General features: G+C 53.7%; 22 protein-coding genes and 1 tRNA gene. 10 read left to right on the top strand and 13 right to left on the bottom strand.

Annotated features, from left to right (window positions below):
- Positions 1-112: 112 nt before the first annotated feature.
- Positions 113-409, bottom strand: a complete 297-nt coding sequence (locus tag U869_RS0122580; protein ID WP_021806065.1) for a YfcZ/YiiS family protein — start codon at positions 407-409, stop codon at positions 113-115.
- A gap of 407 nt (positions 410-816) precedes the next feature.
- Here U869_RS0122580 and fadL point away from each other — a divergent pair, with 407 nt between their 5' ends.
- The gene (gene fadL, locus U869_RS0122575) at positions 817-2,139 is read left to right on the top strand and encodes a long-chain fatty acid transporter FadL (protein ID WP_037408542.1); all 1,323 of its coding nucleotides are present in this window, start codon (positions 817-819) and stop codon (positions 2,137-2,139) included.
- Positions 2,140-2,246: 107 nt separating this feature from the next.
- Here the strand turns inward: fadL and U869_RS0122570 are convergent, their stop codons facing one another.
- The 12 genes from U869_RS0122570 to ccmA form a co-directional block, all read right to left on the bottom strand.
- Entirely contained in the window at positions 2,247-4,007 is a 1,761-nt protein-coding gene (locus U869_RS0122570; RefSeq protein WP_025120741.1) for a flotillin family protein, read from the bottom strand.
- Between the two features lie 56 nt (positions 4,008-4,063).
- Entirely contained in the window at positions 4,064-4,690 is a 627-nt protein-coding gene (locus U869_RS0122565; RefSeq protein WP_025120742.1) for an OB-fold-containig protein, read from the bottom strand.
- Positions 4,691-5,143: 453 nt separating this feature from the next.
- The gene (mlaA, locus tag U869_RS0122560) at positions 5,144-5,902 is read right to left on the bottom strand and encodes a phospholipid-binding lipoprotein MlaA (RefSeq protein WP_025120743.1); all 759 of its coding nucleotides are present in this window, start codon (positions 5,900-5,902) and stop codon (positions 5,144-5,146) included.
- Between the two features lie 34 nt (positions 5,903-5,936).
- Positions 5,937-7,151, bottom strand: a complete 1,215-nt coding sequence (gene ccmI, locus U869_RS0122555) for a c-type cytochrome biogenesis protein CcmI (RefSeq protein ID WP_025120744.1) — start codon at positions 7,149-7,151, stop codon at positions 5,937-5,939.
- On the bottom strand, positions 7,151-7,618 hold the full coding sequence (locus U869_RS0122550; RefSeq protein WP_025120745.1) for a cytochrome c-type biogenesis protein: 468 nt from the start codon (positions 7,616-7,618) through the stop codon (positions 7,151-7,153). The genes ccmI and U869_RS0122550 overlap by 1 nt, the downstream gene beginning before the upstream one ends.
- Entirely contained in the window at positions 7,615-8,166 is a 552-nt protein-coding gene (locus tag U869_RS0122545; RefSeq protein ID WP_025120746.1) for a DsbE family thiol:disulfide interchange protein, read from the bottom strand. Before U869_RS0122545 ends, U869_RS0122550 begins: the two co-directional genes overlap by 4 nt.
- Complete coding sequence (locus U869_RS0122540) at positions 8,163-10,133, bottom strand: heme lyase CcmF/NrfE family subunit (RefSeq protein WP_025120747.1); 1,971 nt, start codon at positions 10,131-10,133, stop codon at positions 8,163-8,165. Before U869_RS0122540 ends, U869_RS0122545 begins: the two co-directional genes overlap by 4 nt.
- A complete protein-coding gene (ccmE, locus tag U869_RS0122535) occupies positions 10,130-10,624 on the bottom strand; it encodes a cytochrome c maturation protein CcmE (protein WP_025120748.1) in 495 nt (164 codons plus the stop codon). Before ccmE ends, U869_RS0122540 begins: the two co-directional genes overlap by 4 nt.
- Entirely contained in the window at positions 10,621-10,872 is a 252-nt protein-coding gene (gene ccmD / locus U869_RS0122530) for a heme exporter protein CcmD (RefSeq protein ID WP_025120749.1), read from the bottom strand. The genes ccmE and ccmD overlap by 4 nt, the downstream gene beginning before the upstream one ends.
- The gene (locus tag U869_RS0122525; RefSeq protein ID WP_025120750.1) at positions 10,869-11,606 is read right to left on the bottom strand and encodes a heme ABC transporter permease; all 738 of its coding nucleotides are present in this window, start codon (positions 11,604-11,606) and stop codon (positions 10,869-10,871) included. Before U869_RS0122525 ends, ccmD begins: the two co-directional genes overlap by 4 nt.
- A gap of 117 nt (positions 11,607-11,723) precedes the next feature.
- The gene (gene ccmB, locus U869_RS0122520) at positions 11,724-12,383 is read right to left on the bottom strand and encodes a heme exporter protein CcmB (RefSeq protein ID WP_025120751.1); all 660 of its coding nucleotides are present in this window, start codon (positions 12,381-12,383) and stop codon (positions 11,724-11,726) included.
- Complete coding sequence (gene ccmA, locus U869_RS0122515) at positions 12,383-13,015, bottom strand: cytochrome c biogenesis heme-transporting ATPase CcmA (protein WP_025120752.1); 633 nt, start codon at positions 13,013-13,015, stop codon at positions 12,383-12,385. Before ccmA ends, ccmB begins: the two co-directional genes overlap by 1 nt.
- 236 nt (positions 13,016-13,251) lie before the next feature.
- Between ccmA and U869_RS0122510 the strand changes: the two genes are divergently transcribed.
- The 9 genes from U869_RS0122510 to U869_RS0122470 form a co-directional block, all read left to right on the top strand.
- Positions 13,252-14,187, top strand: coding sequence for a formate/nitrite transporter family protein (locus U869_RS0122510; protein ID WP_025120753.1), 936 nt, complete (start codon positions 13,252-13,254; stop codon positions 14,185-14,187).
- 98 nt (positions 14,188-14,285) lie between these two features.
- Positions 14,286-15,137, top strand: coding sequence for a MurR/RpiR family transcriptional regulator (locus tag U869_RS0122505; protein ID WP_025120754.1), 852 nt, complete (start codon positions 14,286-14,288; stop codon positions 15,135-15,137).
- Positions 15,138-15,489: 352 nt separating this feature from the next.
- Complete coding sequence (locus tag U869_RS0122500) at positions 15,490-15,921, top strand: PTS sugar transporter subunit IIA (RefSeq protein ID WP_025120755.1); 432 nt, start codon at positions 15,490-15,492, stop codon at positions 15,919-15,921.
- An 11-nt stretch (positions 15,922-15,932) separates the two neighbouring features.
- A complete protein-coding gene (locus tag U869_RS0122495) occupies positions 15,933-16,406 on the top strand; it encodes a PTS sugar transporter subunit IIB (protein ID WP_025120756.1) in 474 nt (157 codons plus the stop codon).
- A 38-nt stretch (positions 16,407-16,444) separates the two neighbouring features.
- Complete coding sequence (locus tag U869_RS0122490) at positions 16,445-17,233, top strand: PTS sugar transporter subunit IIC (protein ID WP_025120757.1); 789 nt, start codon at positions 16,445-16,447, stop codon at positions 17,231-17,233.
- Positions 17,230-18,081 (top strand): PTS system mannose/fructose/sorbose family transporter subunit IID, encoded by an 852-nt coding sequence (locus U869_RS0122485; RefSeq protein WP_025120758.1) that lies wholly within the window; start codon positions 17,230-17,232, stop codon positions 18,079-18,081. The genes U869_RS0122490 and U869_RS0122485 overlap by 4 nt, the downstream gene beginning before the upstream one ends.
- A gap of 11 nt (positions 18,082-18,092) precedes the next feature.
- Positions 18,093-19,145 (top strand): tyrosine-protein phosphatase, encoded by a 1,053-nt coding sequence (locus tag U869_RS0122480; RefSeq protein ID WP_025120759.1) that lies wholly within the window; start codon positions 18,093-18,095, stop codon positions 19,143-19,145.
- Positions 19,146-19,380: 235 nt separating this feature from the next.
- Positions 19,381-19,455, top strand: a tRNA-Arg gene (locus U869_RS0122475).
- 163 nt (positions 19,456-19,618) lie between these two features.
- Positions 19,619-20,055, top strand: a 437-nt coding sequence (locus tag U869_RS0122470; RefSeq protein ID WP_025120760.1) for an integrase arm-type DNA-binding domain-containing protein, incomplete at its 3' end; no start/stop codon positions are given.

The raw sequence follows: 20,055 nt of genomic DNA, 5'->3' as shown, positions 1-20,055 counted from the left end.
GAGCAACTTTTGATGAGGGGTAAAACGGGGCTGATACCAGCAGGGGCGTGTATCTTGCCCCTGATGGCGAAGGGCGCAGTAGATACGGCGCCCTTACACGGTCTGGCGGTGATTAACGCAGGCCGAGTTGGAAAATCATGGTTTCTGCCTGGCAGGAAAAGGTGAAATCCACATCCAGCTGCACACCGCCGTCAACCGGTTTAATGCTACTGCTGATGTCACAAGGATCGGACTCCACGCCGCGCGCCTTTTCAGTCAGTGCTGCCAGGGTTTGCTCTGCATCTTGCTGATTGGCAAACACTCGGCTGTAGGAAGCGGTGCAATCGGTGTTATCCATCACGGTTCCGACATCGACACAGCAGCAGGCCGCAGTTTCCTGAGCATTACACTTATTGATTGCATCTGACATAATTGAAATCTCCTCACGGGCCGCTGTTACGCTCGCCCAAATAGCCATTTATGATCTGGCGCAAATAAACAAAATTCTGTGTTTATTTTACTCCTCGGGCTTGCCAATCACTAGCCTTACTTTTTGTAAGCATTTTAAGTGACGGAAATCACATAAATAAATCGCCCATCGGTAAAAAAACATAAGAGTTTTGTTACTCACTGGTCAATTTTTGTTATGTGGATCTCTTTTCTGATATCAATTTGGAAATATTTCAAAAACAAACTTGCAACATCTTAACAGGTCGGACCTATAATTCAGCCACTGGTCTGATTTGTCAGATTGATAACGGACCCTACAATCGCGCGCTCCATGTTACCTTGTGTAACATTGTTTAAATAATAAACACATAAAATGAGGTTTTGGTCATGAGCCAGAAAAACCTATTCACTAAATCAGCTCTCGCAGCTGCAGTGGCAATTATTTCTTCAAACGTGTATGCCGCAGGATTCCAGCTGAACGAGTTTTCGGCAGTTGGTTTAGGGCGTGCCTATTCTGGCGAAGGCGCAATGGCGGATACCGCAGCCTCGGCAAGTCGTAACCCGGCAACCATGATGATGTTTGACCGCCCTTCTCTCTCTGCGGGCGCCGTTTTCATTGACCCAGACGTTAACATTACCGGCACCTCACCTTCAGGCCAGAGCCTGGATGCGAAGAATATTGCCCCGACCGCCTGGGTACCCAACCTGCACTACATTCAGCCGCTGAATGACCAATGGGCCGTCGGCGCTTCCGTGACCAGCAACTACGGCCTGGCCACCGAATACAACGAAGACTATTCCGCTGGCTCCGTCGGCGGGACTACCGACCTGACCACCGCCAATATCAACCTGAGCGCCGCTTACCGTCTGAACAAACAGTTCAGCTTTGGCCTGGGCTTTGATGCGGTGTATGCCAAAGCTAAAATCGATCGCTACGCCGGTGATTTACCGCTGCTGATCGCGGGTTCAGGACAGTTGCCTCCAGCGCTGGCTGGCCAGGTAGCGAAACTCCCTGCCGATACCCAGATTTCGCATCTGGAAGGCAATAAATGGGGTTATGGCTGGAATGCTGGCGTGCTGTATGAAGTCGATGAAAACAACCGCTACGGTTTTACCTACCGCTCCGAAGTGAAAATTGACTTTGACGGTGACTACCGCAGCAGCCTGCCTTCTGCCCTTAACCCTCTGCTCGGGAAACTCGGCCTGCCAATGGGCACCGACGGCAACAACGTCCCAGGTTCTCTGACCCTGAATCTGCCAGAAATGTGGGAAATCTCCGGGTATAACAAAGTGGCACCGCAGTGGGCGATCCACTACAGCATGGCCTACACCAGTTGGAGCCAGTTCCAGGAGCTGAAAGCGACTGACAGCAACGGCCAAACGCTGTTCCAGAAGCATGAAGGCTTCCGTGACGCTTACCGTATTGCGCTGGGTACCACCTACTTCTACGACGATAACTGGACCTTCCGTACCGGTATCGCCTTCGATGACAGCCCGGTCCCGGCAGAAAACCGCTCTATCTCCATCCCGGATCAGGATCGCACCTGGATCAGCGCCGGTACCACTTACGCGTTCAACAAAGATGCGTCTATCGACGTTGGTGTGTCCTACATGCACGGCCAGAAAGTCACTATCAACGAAGGCCCATACACCTTCGAATCGAAGGGCTCAGCCTGGTTGTACGGTGCTGGCTTCAACTACCGTTTCTAATCCACTCTCTTCTACAGAGACATAAAAACGGCGGGATAATCCCGCCGTTTTCTTTTTCTTAAGGGGGCGCAGCATGCAGCGCCCCTACGCTCAACATCGCTACCGATTCAGGACAAGCTTACCGTGGTGATCGTTGGCTCGTTTGACGGTTCATACGACGGCACTTTTGGTTCCACAATCTCTGGTACCGCCGGTGCGACAGGCTGCGCCTGCGGCAAGGCTGCGGTCAATGCCTGCAAAGAACCACCTGAGATACCGATTTCCTGTAACAGGGAGTCGATAACCGGGGCGTGCGTGCGGTACGCCAGAGCGGCAGACATCGCCTGCTCGGCCAGATTACCACCACCGACCGAAGCCGCCGAAGCACCAGTTGTACCGCCAGAACGGTTTAATCCATCCACCTGCATGATCTTGATGCCTTCGATGGCCTTCATTGGCTCAACAGACTTCTCGATAATCGCCGGCAGCGCCTGCAACAGCGCCAGTTTGAACTTCAGGCTGGTCTGATCGTTGGAGAGCATGTTGACCGCTTCGTTCAACGCGCGCTGGGCTTCCGCCTCGGCCAGGCCTTTCTTGCGTGCCGCTTCGGCCAGTTCGATGATGGCGGCGGCTTGCAACTCGGCGGCTTCTTTTTCCGCACGGGCTTTCAGCGTTAACTGCATCGCCTCGGTTTCCGCTCCCTGACGGGCTTCGATCAGAGCAACCTGCTTGGCACGGTCGGCTTCGGCAGTCTGGCGCGTGGTTTCCACGTTTTGCTCAGCCTTCACCGCTTCCGTCAAGGCGTCATTGGCGCGCGCCTGTGCCTGCGATTGCTGCTCAGACTTGGCGGCAATGGCAATAGCCTTATCCTGTTCGGCGATTTCCGTCACTTTGGTCTGCTCGATGGCGGCCATTTCAGTGACTTTGCTCTGCTCGATCTCTTTGACGCGGATTTCACGGTCCGCCTCTACCTTACGGGTACGTACCGCCTGCTCACGCTCGATTTCCGCTTCCTGGATCTGGCGCTCGGCGGAAATGCGGCTCTGCTCGGCTTCACGGCGACGTTCCGCTTCAAACGTGGCGATGCGGGAGCTTTGCTCGGCGGTGCGGGTTTTCACCTGCTGCTCCTGCTCCAGCGACATAAAGGATTCCTGCTGCTCGATCTCCAGCTTGCGTGACAACGCATCGCGGTTTTTCTCGCGCACGGCGACTTCCACGTCTTGCTCGACTTCGTTACGTTCGCGACGGCGACGTTCGGTTTCTTGCGTCAGCTTGGTCAGACCTTCGGCGTCGAAGGCGTTGTTAGGATCGAAATACTCTTTCGACGTCTGGTTAAAGTTGGTCAGCGACACGCTTTCCAGCTCCAGGCCGTTTTTCGCCAGATCTTCCGATACCGTACTCTGCACGCCCTGCACGAAGTTTTCGCGCGTGTCTTGCAGGTCTTGCATGGTCATCTGCGCCGCGGTGGAACGCAGGGCGTCAACGAACTTGTCTTCCACCAACTGACGCAGATCTTCCGGCGACTGGGTGCGCTGGCCCAAGGTCTGGGCTGCGGTGGAGATCCCTTCAATGGTCGGCTGCACGCGAACAAAAAATGCCACCACCACGTCCACACGCATTCTGTCCTTGGTGATCAGGCTGTCGTGCATCGCACGGCTGACTTCCAATTTCAGGGTCTTCATGTTGATGGCAATAATCTCATGAAACACCGGCAAGGAGATGGCCCCCCCGCTCAGCACGACCTTGAGACCACCCAAGCCGGTACGCACCAAAGATTGTTCCGCAGAAGCACGCCGATACAGGCGTGAGAAAATCAGCCCGATGATCAGCAGGACAACGAAAATGCCACCTGCAATCGAACCCCAAAACGTAAGACCATCATTAATCATCACAAAGGTTACCTCTCCATCAAGGTGGTTAAAATAATTCCGTTAAAAACCGCTTGCTACAACAGGTCCGGCCAAGGGTTGGCACTGCCGCTGAACCGGGAGCCAGAGATACGCGCCGTAACCAGCACTTTAGCTCCACGAGCAAAGGCAACGTCGGCCTCATCCGGCTCGATCAAAATATAATGTGTGCGTCCATGCTGATCGGTCAGCCGGGCTTCTGCCGGGGAACCCACAGTGGCCGTTGCGCCGGTCATCACCGCCAGGCGACCGACAAAGCTATCTGTGGAAACCGCACTGCTTTCGTCACGCGGCAAGTAATGGGCAATACCACGTCCGCACCAACGCATGCAGAATATCGCGGCGATAAAGGCAACCATTACCGCCAGCCACACCGGCAACTCACCGCCTGCCAGCCATTGCACTATCAGGCCACTCAGGGAGAAACCGCCGAGGAACAGCACGATGATGACTAACAGTGGCAAGCGCCCGATATGCAGCCAGCTCAAACCGTGGGCGAAAACGTTTTCACCCAGGGTAATATCCGGATGATTGTCTAAAGCAGCATCGAAATGGCTGGAAAGGGAAGCACCGAGAAACACCGCCAGCGTTTCCAGCACGCCGATAAACAGCAGCAGGAACAGAGCGATCAAGAAGGGGGCATTGCCTGAAGAAAGTAGATCCATATTGGCGTTCTCCTTGCGCATCACAGCGTAAATGTCGTGGCGGCAGAGAACGGGCAGGAAAAAGGGGGATAAACGCGGTAAAAGGTGATGCCGCAATCCGCTATAAACGCTCCCTGTTTCACACAAACTGGCCCTCTGGCCGCAGGCTCTCCCGTCAATGACACCGGGAGCTGTATCCTGGCGCAGATTTTAGCATTTACTGCCGCACCAGCCCAGACAATCCGTAGCTCTGAGCACTGATATCCCCGAACGATCCCCCTCACCCCAACCCTCTCCCCAAGGAGAGGGAGCTGGCACGGTGATGTCATCAAGTTCAGAGATCAGTTTGTTGGTGATGCGATGTCGCTGTAGGGAGCCAGTGTCAAATCGTGGCACAAACGATCCCCTCTCCCTGTGGGAGAGGGTTAGGGTGAGGGGCAGAAGCTAATGGGAAACCGCTTCCCAAAGCAGGCCTTAGTTGGAGTCGATCTCATCCAGTTCACCCTGAATTGCTTTCGCATTCGGGTTTTCCTGCGGCTTGAGCACCCCGCCCTGCGCCAGGAAGTCATGGCGTTGGAAGTAAGCGTCACGCATCATCATGTAAGGATCGGAAGAGTTGCGCAGCAAGCCATCGGAATCCAACAGTTGCGCACGGGTTTCGATCCCTTCCACCACCCATTTACCCGCCGACATCCAGAAGGTGAGGTAACTCAGCACCGGATAAACGCTATCCGCCCAGTCACCGCCGTCTTCACGAATGGTGAAGCTACCGTAGACCGGTAAGTGAACATACGGGCCGTAGCCGACGCCGTAGTTGCCCAAGGTACCACCGAAGCGGCGTGGTTCTTCACGCGCCAGTTTCGGGTTGGCCATGCCGGCCACGTCGATCAAGCCGCCCATCCCCAACAGGGTGTTCAGGAAGAAGCGGTTGAAGTGGATCATACCCTGATAAGGGTTGCCGCGCAGGAATTCGTTCACCATGCTGGCTGGCTCTTCCAGGTTGGAAGTGAAGTTGCTTATGCCATTACGCGCAGGTGTCGGGACGTAATCGCGCCATGCTACCGCCACCGGGCGCAGCACGTAGGGATCCATCACGTTATAGTTGAAGTTAAACATCGCCCGGTTAAATCCTTCAAGAGGATCGGAACGCCCTTGCGGATCGTCACCAGGCGAGCTGGCACACCCCACCAATAATACCGTTGCGAAAGCCAGCCCAGTCAGGCGAAAGTTCATATGTTTCTCCATGAAAACCCTTGGATTCTTTTTATCAGGGAACCTGTTTATCTATCTGAACGCTGACCTGCTCCTTGCCGCTATAGGCCTGCAGCGTACTGTCGCCAAACCAGTCGCCCGCCTGCGGCGTTGCCAAGCCATCTTGTGACAGCCGGACATGTACCTTCACCTTCTGCTGAGCCGAAAGCAGACGCTCAGGCATCATGGCATTGCTGTCATCCAAAGTGAATGCCAGCGGGAAACGGCTAAGCGGCAATTGCTTGACCGCTACCGGTATCGGGTTGGTCCCATCGGTAACCGAAACGATCAGCGTTCCTTGTTGTGGTAATGCTTTTGCCGCCTCTGGCGACAGCGTGACATTGACGGAGAGTTTAACAGTTTCTGCTCCAACCTGAACTTTTGCTTGTTCAATGCTGCGCTTTATCACTTCAACACGCTGGTCGTCGGCTGGCAACAGTTTCAACATCACCTGCCAGGCACCGATCGCCTGTTGGTAATCGCCCTGTTCAAACGAGTTAAACGCCAACAGGCTCAACACCCGCATGTTGGTGTGATCTTCTGCCACCATGGTGCGCAGCATCGCGGTGGCCTGCTTGTTGTCCTCCGGATCGCCAGAGCGTGTCAGCACTTCGGCATAGCCCAAGCGTACTTCCATATTGCTCGGGTCCAGGCTGTAAGCATGGGCAAACGCCTGCGTCGCCGTCGTCGCGTTATTCAACGCCATACCGACACGACCAAGCATCATCCAGTCATTCAGATTGCGGTCATCTTGTTGCAATGAGGTACGTAGCCCCAGGCCAAGACGGGCGATCTCTTCCATGCTAAGCGGCTGGGCACGTTCATTGGCTACCCGCGCGCGTAGCTCCGGCATCTGGGATTCTACCTGATGCCAGGCCATAACCTGAGCCAAACCGCCAGTTTTCAGATAAAAGCCAACCGATACCACGATGAGCACCGCTACGCCGGGTACTAAAGCCCAACGATTGATCGGCCGTGCGGGCTGCTCATCCGCTTGCCCAGGGATATCGTTCAACAGGTTCTGTTGCAGCTCTTTGACCAGTTCGGGGCGTTCGGCAACCACACCTTGATCTTCATCCTGCGCCAGTTCGTCAAGGCGATCCTCGTAGAACGCCTTGTTGAGCGTATCGCGGCTGGCCGCCGTAGTTTCTTTGCCTTCGCGCATCGCTGGCACCACCAGTAATGCGGCAGCGCCGACCAACAGCACTATAATTATCAGCCAAAAAGCCATTAGGGTTTCTTCCTGTCAGTCTCTTTCAACAACGCCGCCAGACGCTGCTGCTCCTGCTCGGAGAATTCCTGGTTGACTGCACTCGTCCGACGTTGACGACTGCGTAATATCACCACCGCCCCACCAATCAGCACAAACAGCAACGGCCCGACCCACAAGATCAAGGTTGCTGGGGTCACTGGGGGTTCATAGGTCACGAAGTTGCCGTAGCGCGCCACCATATAGTCGATGACCTGCTGCTTGTCCTGCCCCTGCATCATCAACTCATACACCTTGGTGCGCATATCTGACGCGATGATGGCATTGGAATCGGCAATGCTGTTGTTCTGGCATTTCGGGCAGCGCAACTGTTCGGTCAGCTCACGGTATTGCTGTTCCTGCTCTACCGAATTGAACTTGTAGGTATCGATGGCTGCGGCAGCACTGAAGCTGAGTAATGCCGCCACCAGCAAGGTTATCAGCCTCATGCGTCGCCCCCATATTTACGGTATAGCGGCAACACTTCCTGCTGCCAGACACGCTCGTTCATGTCCCCGGCATGGCGGTAGCGGATAATGCCTTCACCGTCGATCAGGAAGGTCTCCGGTGCGCCGTAAACGCCCAGATCCAGCCCCAGCATGCCGTCGCCGTCATACAGGCTCAGCGCATAAGGGTTGCCCAACTGATTGAGCCACACCACTGCCTTCTGCCGATCGTCTTTATAGTTCAGCCCCACCACGCGTATGCCCTTGGCCGCCAACGTGTTGAGATACTCATGCTCCGCCCGGCAGGTTGGGCACCAGGTCGCCCAGACGTTGAGCAGGATCGGTTTGCCCGTGCGCAGCACCGCCTGATCGAAGGTTTTACCTGGCTGATCCAGGGATTCCAGCTTGAAGGTCGGCACCGGTTTACCGATCAGCGCAGACTCCAGCATGGTGGGATCTTCGCCACCGGCGTTACGCGTCAACTGCACCAACAAAGCCACCACCAACAGCAGGAACAGGATTAACGGAATAAATAACAGTTTGCGGTTCATGCCTGCTCCCCTCGTTTGGCTTCACGCTTGAGTTTTTTGCTCATGCGATAACGCGGGTCGAGAATACACAACACGCCGCCAATCGCCATAAACACCCCACCGAACCAAATCCAGCGGACAAAAGGTTTGTAATAAAGCCGCACGGCCCAGGAACCATCGTCCAGTTCTTCACCCAACGCGGCGTACAGATCGCGCGTCAGGCCGCCGTCGATGGCGGCTTCCGTCATCATGCTACGCGCCACGCTGTAATAGCGTTTTTCCGCATGCAATGTGGCTTCTGCCTTGCCGTTACGGGTGACATCGATAATCCCGACGCCGCCAGTGTAGTTTGGCCCGCGGATATCGTGAACGTCGCGGAAAACGAAGCGATAGTCATGAATTTCCACGCTATCACCAGCCTTCATGCGTACATCACGCTCTACGCTATAGTTTTGGCTGAACGCGATGCCGATCACCGTAACCGCGACACCCAGATGGCCCAAGACCATGCCCCAGTGGCTGCGGGAAAGGTGCTTCAGCCCCTGCCAGAAACCGTGGCGATAGGTCGCGCGCTCATGCAGTTCCATCAGGGTCAACAGGATCACCCAGATGGCCATAATCAGCCCGACCACCGTCATACCAGCGATGCTGTCTTGCAGCAGCCAAGGCAGCAGGATCGACAGCACCAGCGTGATCACCAGCGCTACGCCCAGGCGACGCCAGAGTTTGGTCGGCTCGTCACGACGCCAGCGCACCAACGGCCCGATGCCCAGCAACAGTGCCAGCGGTGCCATCAGCCAGGTAAACATGGTGTTGAAGAACGGCTCGCCGATGGAAATGCTGCCCAAGCCCAACTGTTTATGCACCAACGGCAACAAAGTCCCCAACAGCACTACCAGCATGGCGGCGATCAGCAAGACGTTATTGCCCAGCAGGAAGGTTTCCCGCGAGAAGGTTTCATGCTGCACCCGGCTACGCACCTGCCCGCCCTTCACGGCATACAGCAACAGCGAACCGCCAATCACGATCACCAGATAGGCGAGGATAAACATCCCGCGCGCCGGATCGGAGGCAAAGGAGTGGACGGAAACCAACACGCCGGAACGTACCAGGAAGGTACCCAACAGACATAAAGAGAAGGCGGTGATCGCCAGCAGCACCGTCCAGGCTTTGAAGGTGCCGCGCTTTTCAGTTACCGCCAGCGAGTGCATCAAGGCGGTACCGGCCAGCCACGGCATAAAGGAAGCGTTTTCTACCGGATCCCAGAACCACCAGCCGCCCCAGCCCAGCTCATAGTAAGCCCACGCCGACCCCAGCACGATGCCCATGGTCAGGAAGACCCAGGCCGCCGTGGTCCACGGACGCGACCAACGCGCCCAGGCGGTATCGAGCCGCCCGGCCATCAGTGAGGCGATGGCGAAGGCAAAAGCCACCGAGAAACCCACGTAGCCCATATACAGCAATGGCGGGTGGAAGATCAGCCCGATATCTTGCAACAGCGGGTTAAGATCGCCACCGTCGATCGGAAAACTCGGCAAGGTGCGGGTAAACGGGTTGGAGGTCATAATGATGAACAGCAAGAACCCGGCGGTTATCATCCCCATCACCGACAACACGCGCGCCACGGCATCCTGCGGCATCGCACGGCTACAGATGGCAACCGCCAGTGACCAGCAGCTCAACAGCAGCACCCACAGCAGCAGAGAACCTTCGTGTGCCCCCCACGTCGCCGCAATGCGGTAATACACCGGTAGCTTGGTATTGGAGTTGGCCGCCACGTAGGAGACCGTAAAGTCATTGGTAATAAACGCGTACACCAGGCAGGCAAATGCCAGGGCGATCGCAGCAAACATGCCATAGGTCAACGGGCGGGCTACCGCCATCATGCGCGTATCCTGACGCGCCGCACCCCATTGTGGATAAAGGCTCAGCAGCAACGAAATGGCCAACGCCAGACACAGCAGAAAACTTCCAAGTTCCGGCATCATGACTTGTTGCCCCCGTCCGGCGAATTGTTATAGGTAGCGGCCGGATTTTTATGATTTTCTTTCATGGCATCCGCGACTTCTGGTGGCGTATATTTTTCATCGTGTTTGGCCAGTACTTCACGCGCATTGACCACGTTACCTTCACCCAGCACGCCCTGAGCCACTACGCCCTGCCCCTCACGGAACAGATCCGGCAAGATGCCGTTGTAGGTGACTTCGATGGCTCCGTGGGCGTCATAAACCTTGAAGCTCACCTGCAGGCTTTGCTGATCGCGTTTGACCGAGCCCGGCATGACCATGCCGCCGATGCGCAAGCGCTGCCCCACCTCCGGCTTCTCATGCTTTTCGCCCTTGCCTTGCAGGATCTCGCTCGGGGTATAGAACAGGTCAATATTGGAGCGCAGGGCATACAACATCAGCGTAGCGGTCAGTGCGACACCAATCAGGACGACAATGGCCAGATAGAGGCGGCTTTTACGACGTGGATTCACTGTGATTTCTCCCGCGAGTTAACAGACTGCGGTATAGCCGCTGTTTTCTTTAACTGTTGTGACTGACGAATTCGCCGTTCACGCGACTCTTGGCGGCTGACTTCAGCCAGTAGCTGCTTGCGCTGCCACAGGGTGTGACCCAGCAGCCCGAGCAGGGAAAGCAGGGTTACTGCCACGGCCAACCAAACGTAAAACGCGTACCCACCCATGGCGAAGAACGCCTGCCAGGAACTGAATGCCGTATTCATGACTGACGCTCCTTGTTAACCAACTCGGCGACCCAAGGGCGCTGACGCTCCTGGATCAGGATCAGGTTGCGCAAGCGCATCAAGGTCAGCGTAATAAAGAACAGCAGGTAACCGAAGATGGCCCAGCGCAGCGGATAGCGCATACTTGGCGCAATGCTCTGCTGCATATTGGTTGAGCCCTGATGGAGGGTATTCCACCATTCGACCGAGAAATGGATAATAGGAATGTTGATCACCCCCACCAGCACCAGAATACCGGCGGCTCGCCCGGCCAGGCGGCGATCGTCAAAGGCGTTATACAGCGCAATAATGCCCATATAAAGGAACAGCAATACCAGCTCCGAGGTCAGGCGTGCGTCCCACACCCACCAGGTGCCCCACATCGGTTTGCCCCAGGCGGAGCCGGTGACCAGTGCAATAAAGGTGAACACCGCGCCGACCGGAGCCATGGCCGCCACCACGGTATCGGACATTTTCATCTGCCAGACCAGGCCGATAAACGCCGCGATCGCCATTGAGCCATAAATGCCCATTGACCAGATGGCCGCCGGCACATGAATGTACATGATTCGGAAGCTGTCACCCTGCTGATAATCCTTGGGCGCGAAACCAAAGCCCCAGATCCAGCCGACCAGCAGACAGATGGCGCCCGCTATCCCCAACCAGGGGACAAAGCGGCCACAGACATGGTACAGCCGTTCCGGCCTGGCAAATTGATGTAACCATTTCCACATTGTCATCATTGCTCACGGTAATAAATCATTCGGTTGTCGCTCCCTTCTGGCAGAGCGGCGAAAGTCTTGCGCGCGGAAAAGGCTCTTACAGGCATTCATCCGCGATTAAAAATCCAGCTAGTGTATGCTTACACGCAACGCAGCTGCGGTGGCAAACGGCGCCAGCGTAATGCTGCCCGCCAACATCGCGCCCAGGATGGCCAGATAACCGTCGATCGGCATCCCCATCGAGGCGGCATCGATCGCCGCAGTCGCAAATATCAGTACCGGGATATATAGCGGTAACACCAGCAAACTCAGCAGCACGCCGCCTTTGCGTAGCCCCACCGTCAATGCCACCCCGATAGCGCCAATCAGGCTCAGCGTTGGAGTGCCCAGCAGCAGGGTCAGCGCCATCGACAGCCAAGTATTCACATCCAGCGACAGCAACAACGCTACCAGCGGTGACAGGATCAATAACGGCAACCCGGTTACGACCCAGTGAGCACACACTTTGCCTAACACCGTCATCGGCAGCTGCGTTGGCAATAAGAGTAGCTGTTCCAGCGAACCATCGAGATAGTCATCACGGAACAACCGCTCCAGCGACAGCAACGAGGCCAGCAGCGCCGCAACCCAGATAATCCCCGGCGCAATCCGCGCCAGCAATTGCGGTTCTGGCCCTACGCCCAACGGAAACAGCGTGATCACAATCAGGAAGAACCACAGCGGGTTAACGATCTCGGAGCCTTTACGAAAGGCAATTTTCAGTTCCCGCCGCAGTATGATGAAGAACATCAGGCGATCTCCGCGCTAGTCTGTGTCAGGCGGATTTTCCTTACCGCCTGCTGGGTACCGGTTAAATCCTGATGCGTGGTCAGCAGCACCATACCGCCCTGTTGCGCATGATGGCCAAACAGTGCGGTCAATTCCATCACGCCCTGCTTGTCTATGGCCGTCAAGGGTTCATCCAGGATCCACAGCGGGCTGTTACTGAGCCAGAGCCTTGCCAGCGCCACCCGCCGCTGTTGCCCGGCGGAAAGCTGCGCCACCGGCAAATCCTCATAACCGACCAGCCCCACCTGCTCCAACGCCTGCCAGATGGCCTGACGATCGGATGAGTGGTGAACGGCCTGGTAAAACTGCAAATTTTCAAACGGGGTCAGCATGGATTTAATCCCTGGCTGATGCCCCAGAAACAGCAGATCCAGATGGTATTGCTCACGGCGCTGGCGCGTATTTTCGCCCTGCCACAGCACCTCACCCGCGTCTGGCTGCGCCAGCCCGGCCAAAATGCGTAGCAGACTGGTTTTGCCTGCCCCATTCGGGCCTTCTACCTGAATAATGTCCCCCGGGTTCACCAAAAAGCTCAACCTGTCAAACAGAGTACGTTCATCTCGTACACAACTAAGATTTCTGGCTTCCAGCATGGAGGACTCATATTTTTCTTTGGGATACCGAATCATAGCATAAGCCACTGTGTGCTCGAAGCCCGCAGCCTAGCTTGAATGTACTCCATTAGGGGTAATATTGCGCATCAGATCAAAATTGCGTAGAAAAAATCAGCAGCGTTAAAATTTGGTTACTTTTTAATGATTTTTCTGTCGCACTTTCTATCGCTCCAGCAGCAACTACGCTTAATTATCAGCCGATAGGAGAATGACCATTGAGCGCGAAACCCGATCACCCCACCCACAGCGATAAAAGCAACGTTAAGGTCGAAAGCGAAGAGCACGATCAGGGCAAAGCGACCATCGAAGTTGATGAGGAAAAACTGCCCTCACGCGCCGCTGCCGTGCATGAGCAAATCCGTATGGAAGGGGAAAAAGAGCTGGAACGTGATTGGCTGGCGCTGCTGTTGTCGGCCCTGGCGGCGGGTTTGTCGATGGGGGCGTCTCTGGCAGCAAAAGGGATATTCCATGCGCGATTGCCAGGCGACCCGAGCCGCTTTTTTATTGAGAATATCGGCTATACCTTCGGCTTTATCATCGTCATCATGGCTCGCCAGCAGCTGTTTACGGAAAACACCGTCACTGCGGTGTTACCCATCATGCACAAACCGACGCCGAAGAACTTCGTCATTCTATTCCGCCTGTGGGGGATCGTGCTGTCGGGAAATCTGCTAGGCACCGGTCTGGCCGCGCTGGCATTTATCTATATGCCCATTTTTGATGAAAATACCCGCGCCGCCTTCACCAGTCTGTCTGAAGAAATCATGCATAACTCACCCGGCGAGATGTTTGCCAACGGCATCCTTGCGGGCTGGATCATCGCCACGATGGTGTGGATGTTCCCGTCTGCCGGCGCTGCCAAGATCTGGGTGATCGTGCTGATGACCTACCTGGTTGCGATTTGCGATCTTACCCATATCGTGGTCGGCTCCGTCGAGATCCTGTATCTGGTGTTCAGCGGTGCTCTCCCCTGGCAGGAGTTTTTCTACCCGTTCGCTATCCCGACGTTGGCAGGCAACATCATCGGCGGCAGCTTTATTTTCGCTCTGATCAGCCATGCACAGATCCGCAACGATATGAGTGACAAGACCAAGGCCGAACGTCTGAAGGCACAGCGGAAGGAGAAGCCTGAGGATGAAACGGAACAATAGTATTACCGATCGTCACCGGTGATTCGCCGTTTGATAAGGTGGGTGCGAAATTGTATTATAAACAACGAATAACATTCTTACCCGGCGAAAGGTGTTAGATGTTCGACTTAAAGCTCAGAGAAGTTAGCAACGGCTTATCGACCAAAGAGCGTGGCGTAGCCGACTATATTATTGCGAACAAACCCTCGCTGAAAAACATGAGTATCCAGACGCTGGCAAAAGCCAACAACGTCAGTACCACCACCATTCTCCGTCTCTGCCATAAGCTGGGATATCAAGGATTCAGCGATCTAAAAATCGATTTGATCACCGCATCAGGCTCTTCCAGACCCGATAATGTGTTGCAGGAAGATATTAACCTGGATGACTCAATAGAAACGGTGAATGGCAAAATTCAGCAGATAGAAAAGTCTTCTATTGATGAAACGCACGCCATGATGAATACCGAGCAGTTGGCCAAAGCCAATAAGCTCATCAGAAAAAGCAACAAAGTAGTGATCTACGGCGCAGGCAGCAGCGGGTTGGTGGGCAAAGAGCTCGAATACCAGCTGATCAAGATAAAGAAAGACGTGAGCTGCCACCTGGACTACAGCATTCAATTCAGCATCGTCAATACGCTGGATAAGCACGATCTGCTGATCATTATCTCTCACTCCGGTGAAAATCAGGACGGCGTCAAGCTGCTGACCCTGGCACAACAATTGGGTGTCCCTTCTATCGCCATCACCAAGATGGGCCAAAGCCGTATCTCCGGCCTGGCCGACGTGCTGCTGCATACCATCTCCACGGAAAGCGTTTCCCGCCTGATCCCTATCCGCTCCAAGATGTCACAGCTTTCGGTGATCAACATGTTGGTGACCAACCTGTTCATCCAGCAATACGACGAACGCCTGCTAAAACAAATCCAAACCCGCGCAGAACGTTTTTACAACCAAAACAACAAGCCTTAAGCCGGCTGCGCCGTCGTTTCCCACCGAGTACCCCTCCCCTTTTAAAGCGACCATTGCCCCCTCACCCCAACCCTCTCCCAAAGTACATGCCGGGGATCTCATCAACATACGCTTGGGGAGAGGGAGCCTGTGCCGAGCTGCGGTCAGATGCAGATGTCAATTTGTGGCACATTTGGTCCCCTCTCCCTATGGCAGAGGGCTAGGGTGAGGGGCAGACAAAGGGTGATCGCCTTCTCAGAACGCAGAAAATCCCCTGTTCACGGTGTCCATTTCAGTTTAAAGGTAATAGTATTACTAAAAATTAAAATACAAAAAGTAACAATATTACTTAACGAGTTAACCAGGAGAGACGATGCAGACTGAAATCCCTGTCATATTAGTGAGTCATGGCCCCTTTGCCCAAGGCGCGCTGACCTGTGCCGAAATGCTGGTCGGTAAACAAGACAACGTCGCGGTGGTTTCTATTCAGGAAGATACCAACATCAATGATGCACGTGTCACGCTATTTGACACCTATCAATCGATTAACCAAGGCAACGGAGTGGTGATCCTGGTGGATATGATGGGTGGCTCACCGTGTAATTTATCCTGTGAGCTGTTACTGACCCACCAAGACGTATTGTTATTCTGCGGTTTTAATATTCCCACCCTGCTTGAGGTTTTCAGCAATCGCGATTTGCCATTAAGTGAGATTGGGAACGTTATTGAGGACGTTTTCCCACATAGCTGCTTTAACGTTGGTACGGCGTTACAGGCCGAACGGGAACAATCAACCGAACTTTAAGGAAAAATACTATGCCAATTAATTTAGCCAGAATTGATGACCGTCTGATCCACGGCCAGGTGATCACCACATGGGTTAAAAACCATGATATTGAACAGATCCTGATTATTAATGACAAGGTTGCCGGCGATAGCGTGCAGCAATCGGTGATCAGTATGTCGGCACCACCGGAATTAAAGGTTCAGGTTTTTGGCGTGCAGAAATTTATCGAGGTACTGAAAAAGGCAGAAATTAAAAGACGCACCATGCTGTTGTTCACCAACAGCGTCGATGTCAACACGCTGGTCGAGGGCGGGCTGAAAATCGACAAGCTGAACGTGGGTGGCATGAGAATGCAGGAAGGCCGAAAGAGCCTGTCACGGGCCGTGGCGGTCACACCAGAAGAAGAACAGGCATTCAGGTCACTGCTGGCGAGCAATATTGCGGTGGAAATACAAATGGTGCCGAAAGATCCCATTGTAGAGCTGAAAACATTAATCGATTGATTGGGTAACCTTTTACACAATCGCTGGGGGATACAACCATGTTAATTGAAGCAATCCTGGTGGCCATTTGGGCAGGTATCTGCTCAATGGATGACGTAGGGCCACAAATGCTGCGGCGGCCACTGTTAACCGGCACGGTAGCGGGCATTATTATGGGGGACATGGTTCAGGGGCTGGCGATCAGCGCCACGCTTGAACTGATGTGGATGGGCATCGGTAACGTAGGCGCTTACTCAGCCCCCGATATCATTGCGGGGTCGATCATCGGCGTCGCTTTAGGTATCGCCTCCAAAGGCGGGATTGCGGCAGGTATCGCACTTGCCGTTCCGGTCTCCATTCTTTGCCAACAGTTGCTGATCGTCTGGCGCTCTTTCGCCAGCTTCTTGAACGTATGGGCCGAAAAATCAATTCAATCGGGGGATTATAAGGCCCTGGTAAAGGTCCACTATTTCTCGACGCCGCTGTGGTTCCTGATCCGCGCCGTTCCCTGCTTCCTGGCCATCTATTTTGGCGGTGACCTGGTCAGCAAAGTTCTAGAAGCGATACCGGCCAGCATTTTAACCGGGATGGGCGTCGCGTCTAAAATGATCCCCGCCATCGGCGTGTGTATCTTGTTGCTGATGCTGTTAAAAGGCCGGATGTGGTTCTTCTTCCTGCTGGGCTTTATTCTGACCACCTATTTAAAACTACCGATTATCCCGATTACCTTTATTGCCCTGGCCTTTGCCGTGCTTTATGACATGGCATACACCAACGGCATGAATACTCCAGCCCCAGAGAAAAGCCAAGCCACCGCCACGGACACTGAAGAAGAGTATGACCTATGAACCAAACAATTTCATATAATGGTGTTAGCCCAACCACTCAGGATAAAAAGCTGACCAAGGCCGATTTAAATCGTATTTTCTGGAATATTCAGACCATGTCGTTCTCATATAACTATGAGAAGCTGCAAACCATTGGCTTTGCACACTGCATGATCCCGGTACTCGACAAACTCTACGCCGATGCCGATAAAGAAACACGCGTACGGGCTATGAAACGGCACCTGGAGTTTTACAACTCACAAATTAACACTGGCGCACTGATTTTAGGCGTCACCGCAGCGCTGGAAGAAAAAACCACCGAAGAAGAGAAAGAAGCGGTAGTTTCGGTGAAAGCAGGTTTGATGGGGCCCTTGGCTGGTTTGGGCGATAGCCTGTTAAAATTCACCTGGCTACCGATTTGCGGCAGCATCGGTGCCGCCTTTGCCCTACAGGGCAATATCATCGGCCCGATACTGATGTTTATCCTGTTTAACCTGGTCAATATCGGCTCGAAATATTTCTTCATCCATTACGGTTATAACAAGGGCGTTGATTTAATCGAGCAGTCCAAAAACTCCAACATCATCCAACGTATTTCGAACGTCGCCAACGTGGTCGGGGTGATGGTGCTAGGCTCGTTGATAGCCACCACCGTGAAGATATCGACCCCCTTGGTGATTGCCGTTGGCGAACAGTCAATAAAAGTGCAGGAGATGTTTGATAAGGTAGCGCCTAACCTGCTGACTTTGCTGTTTTCCCTGGGCATATTCTTCCTGGTCAAACGGTTTAAAGGAAAATATACGGTATCACTCATCATTGCCATGATGGTGTTTGGCGTCATTTGCTCAATGTTTGGCATTTTAAGTTAAAGGGAGTAGAAATGAATTCGCAGACTCAGTTATCCGTCAACAGAAAGAACAACAGCCAACTCGAGATAAGCTTTAATTTAACTGCACAGCCCGCATCGCTATATTGGACCAAAGAAAATGATGTTAACAGCAAGGAGCGCTACTTAATTACGGCCAATGCGACTAGTCCCTACCTGCTGGACGATCCGTTAAAAGCCAAACAGCGCGTTTATTTTATTATCGAGCAAGAAGGCCAATCTTATCTTGGTGCTGAAAGAACTCTACCTATTGAGGGTTTAAACAACTTCCGGGATTTTGGCGGCTACGTGGGTGCCGGTGGCAAACGGGTAAAATGGGGTATGCTGTACCGCTCGAACCACTTGCACCGCCTCAGCCCGCAGGCCGTGGCGTACATCGAATCGTTGCATATTCAAACCATCATTGATTACCGCAGTGCCAACGAGATAGCCAAAAGCCCCAACGATTTTGTGGGTGAGAAAAGAACCTGCCACCTGGATGCGGCGGCACAAACCGCAGAGCTGGCGGCACAGTTTTCCGCCGAACTCAGTAACGAAGATCGCATGCTGATCGAAAGCGTTATACGCGATATCCCCGCAGAGTTGATTAATGGGCAAGGCGAACAGGTTCTAGAGCAATATCGCAACTTCGTGACCAGCGAAAAATCCAAAACCGCGTTTAAAGCCATGATTGAGGTGTTGTTAGATAAAGACAACAGCCCGCATATTCAGCACTGCCGTGGTGGCAAGGACCGCACCGGCTATGGCGCTTTACTGGTTTTATCCATGCTGGGGGTCGCTGAGGAGGACATCATTGCCGATTACATGTTAACCCAGGCCAACCGGCTGGAGCGTAACGAGGTAAAAATGGCCGCCTATCGCCAAATAACCGACGACCAGAAGGTACTGGATTACCTGCATACGCTGATTGATACACGCGAGTCGTTTATTGTTGAGGTGTTCAACACCATGAAACAGCACTCTGGTAGCGTAGCGGATTACATCAAGCAGGAGTTAGGCTTTAGCGAGGCCGACTTTATCCGGATGCAGGAAAACTTTTTAATTTAATCCCTTAAAAACCGATAACGCCTTCCTACCACGCGGCAGCTGTGGGGCATTGCTACACGCTTCATTCCTGCCGCTCGCCCCTCGCCAATGGCTCAACGCTTACCTCCAATACAGGCTGATGGGCGTTCAGCTGGAAAAAATGGGCTAAAAACAGCGAAAACCGATGATATTTCAGACAATCAGGCCAATAACCCCTTAAACCCTGGCGCAAAAATAGGTATACTGCGCCCGCTGTGTCCCCTTAGTTAAATGGATATAACGAGCCCCTCCTAAGGGCTAGTTGCAGGTTCGATTCCTGCAGGGGACACCATATTGATGCGAACTGGCATTACCCCACACGAACAAACCCCCTCCACAGCAAGACCTCCAACAAAATCGACGCGAACCAACGCGAACCGACATGCATTGACTACAACAAACTTTTGCGGGCATATTGTGGGCATAATAAAAAATCACCCCGGAATTATGCCCACATGCTAACGGTCAAGCAGATAGACGCAGCAAAGCCAAAAGACAAAGCCTACCGCCTGGCCGATGCAGGTGGCCTATTTCTCTTTGTTCCGCCATCTGGCAAGAAAGTTTGGCGTATGCGCTACCGGTTTGACGGGAAAGAGAAAACGCTCGTCATTGGCCCGTATCCAGAGGTAAGCCTAACTGAAGCTCGTTCAAAGCAATCAGAAGCCAAAATGAAGCTGCTGGTTGATGTTGATCCAGGTGAGCAGAAGCAGGCAGTAAAGAAGCAAGAGAAGAAAGCCGCGGCAGACACGTTCTCAGATATTTTCACCGAATGGCATGCTCATAAATCAAAGGTGTGGTCTATTGGCTACGCTGACGAAATCAAAAGCATGTTTAATGATGATGTCCTACCACTGATCGGCCACCTCACCATGTATAGTGGCACACTGATACT

The organism is Serratia sp. H1w, from assembly GCF_000633355.1.
In the GTDB taxonomy this organism is placed as follows: Bacteria; Pseudomonadota; Gammaproteobacteria; order Enterobacterales; family Enterobacteriaceae; genus Chania.
The sequence above is the reverse complement of the archived record's forward strand: the minus strand, read 5'-3'. Positions and strand labels throughout refer to the sequence as shown.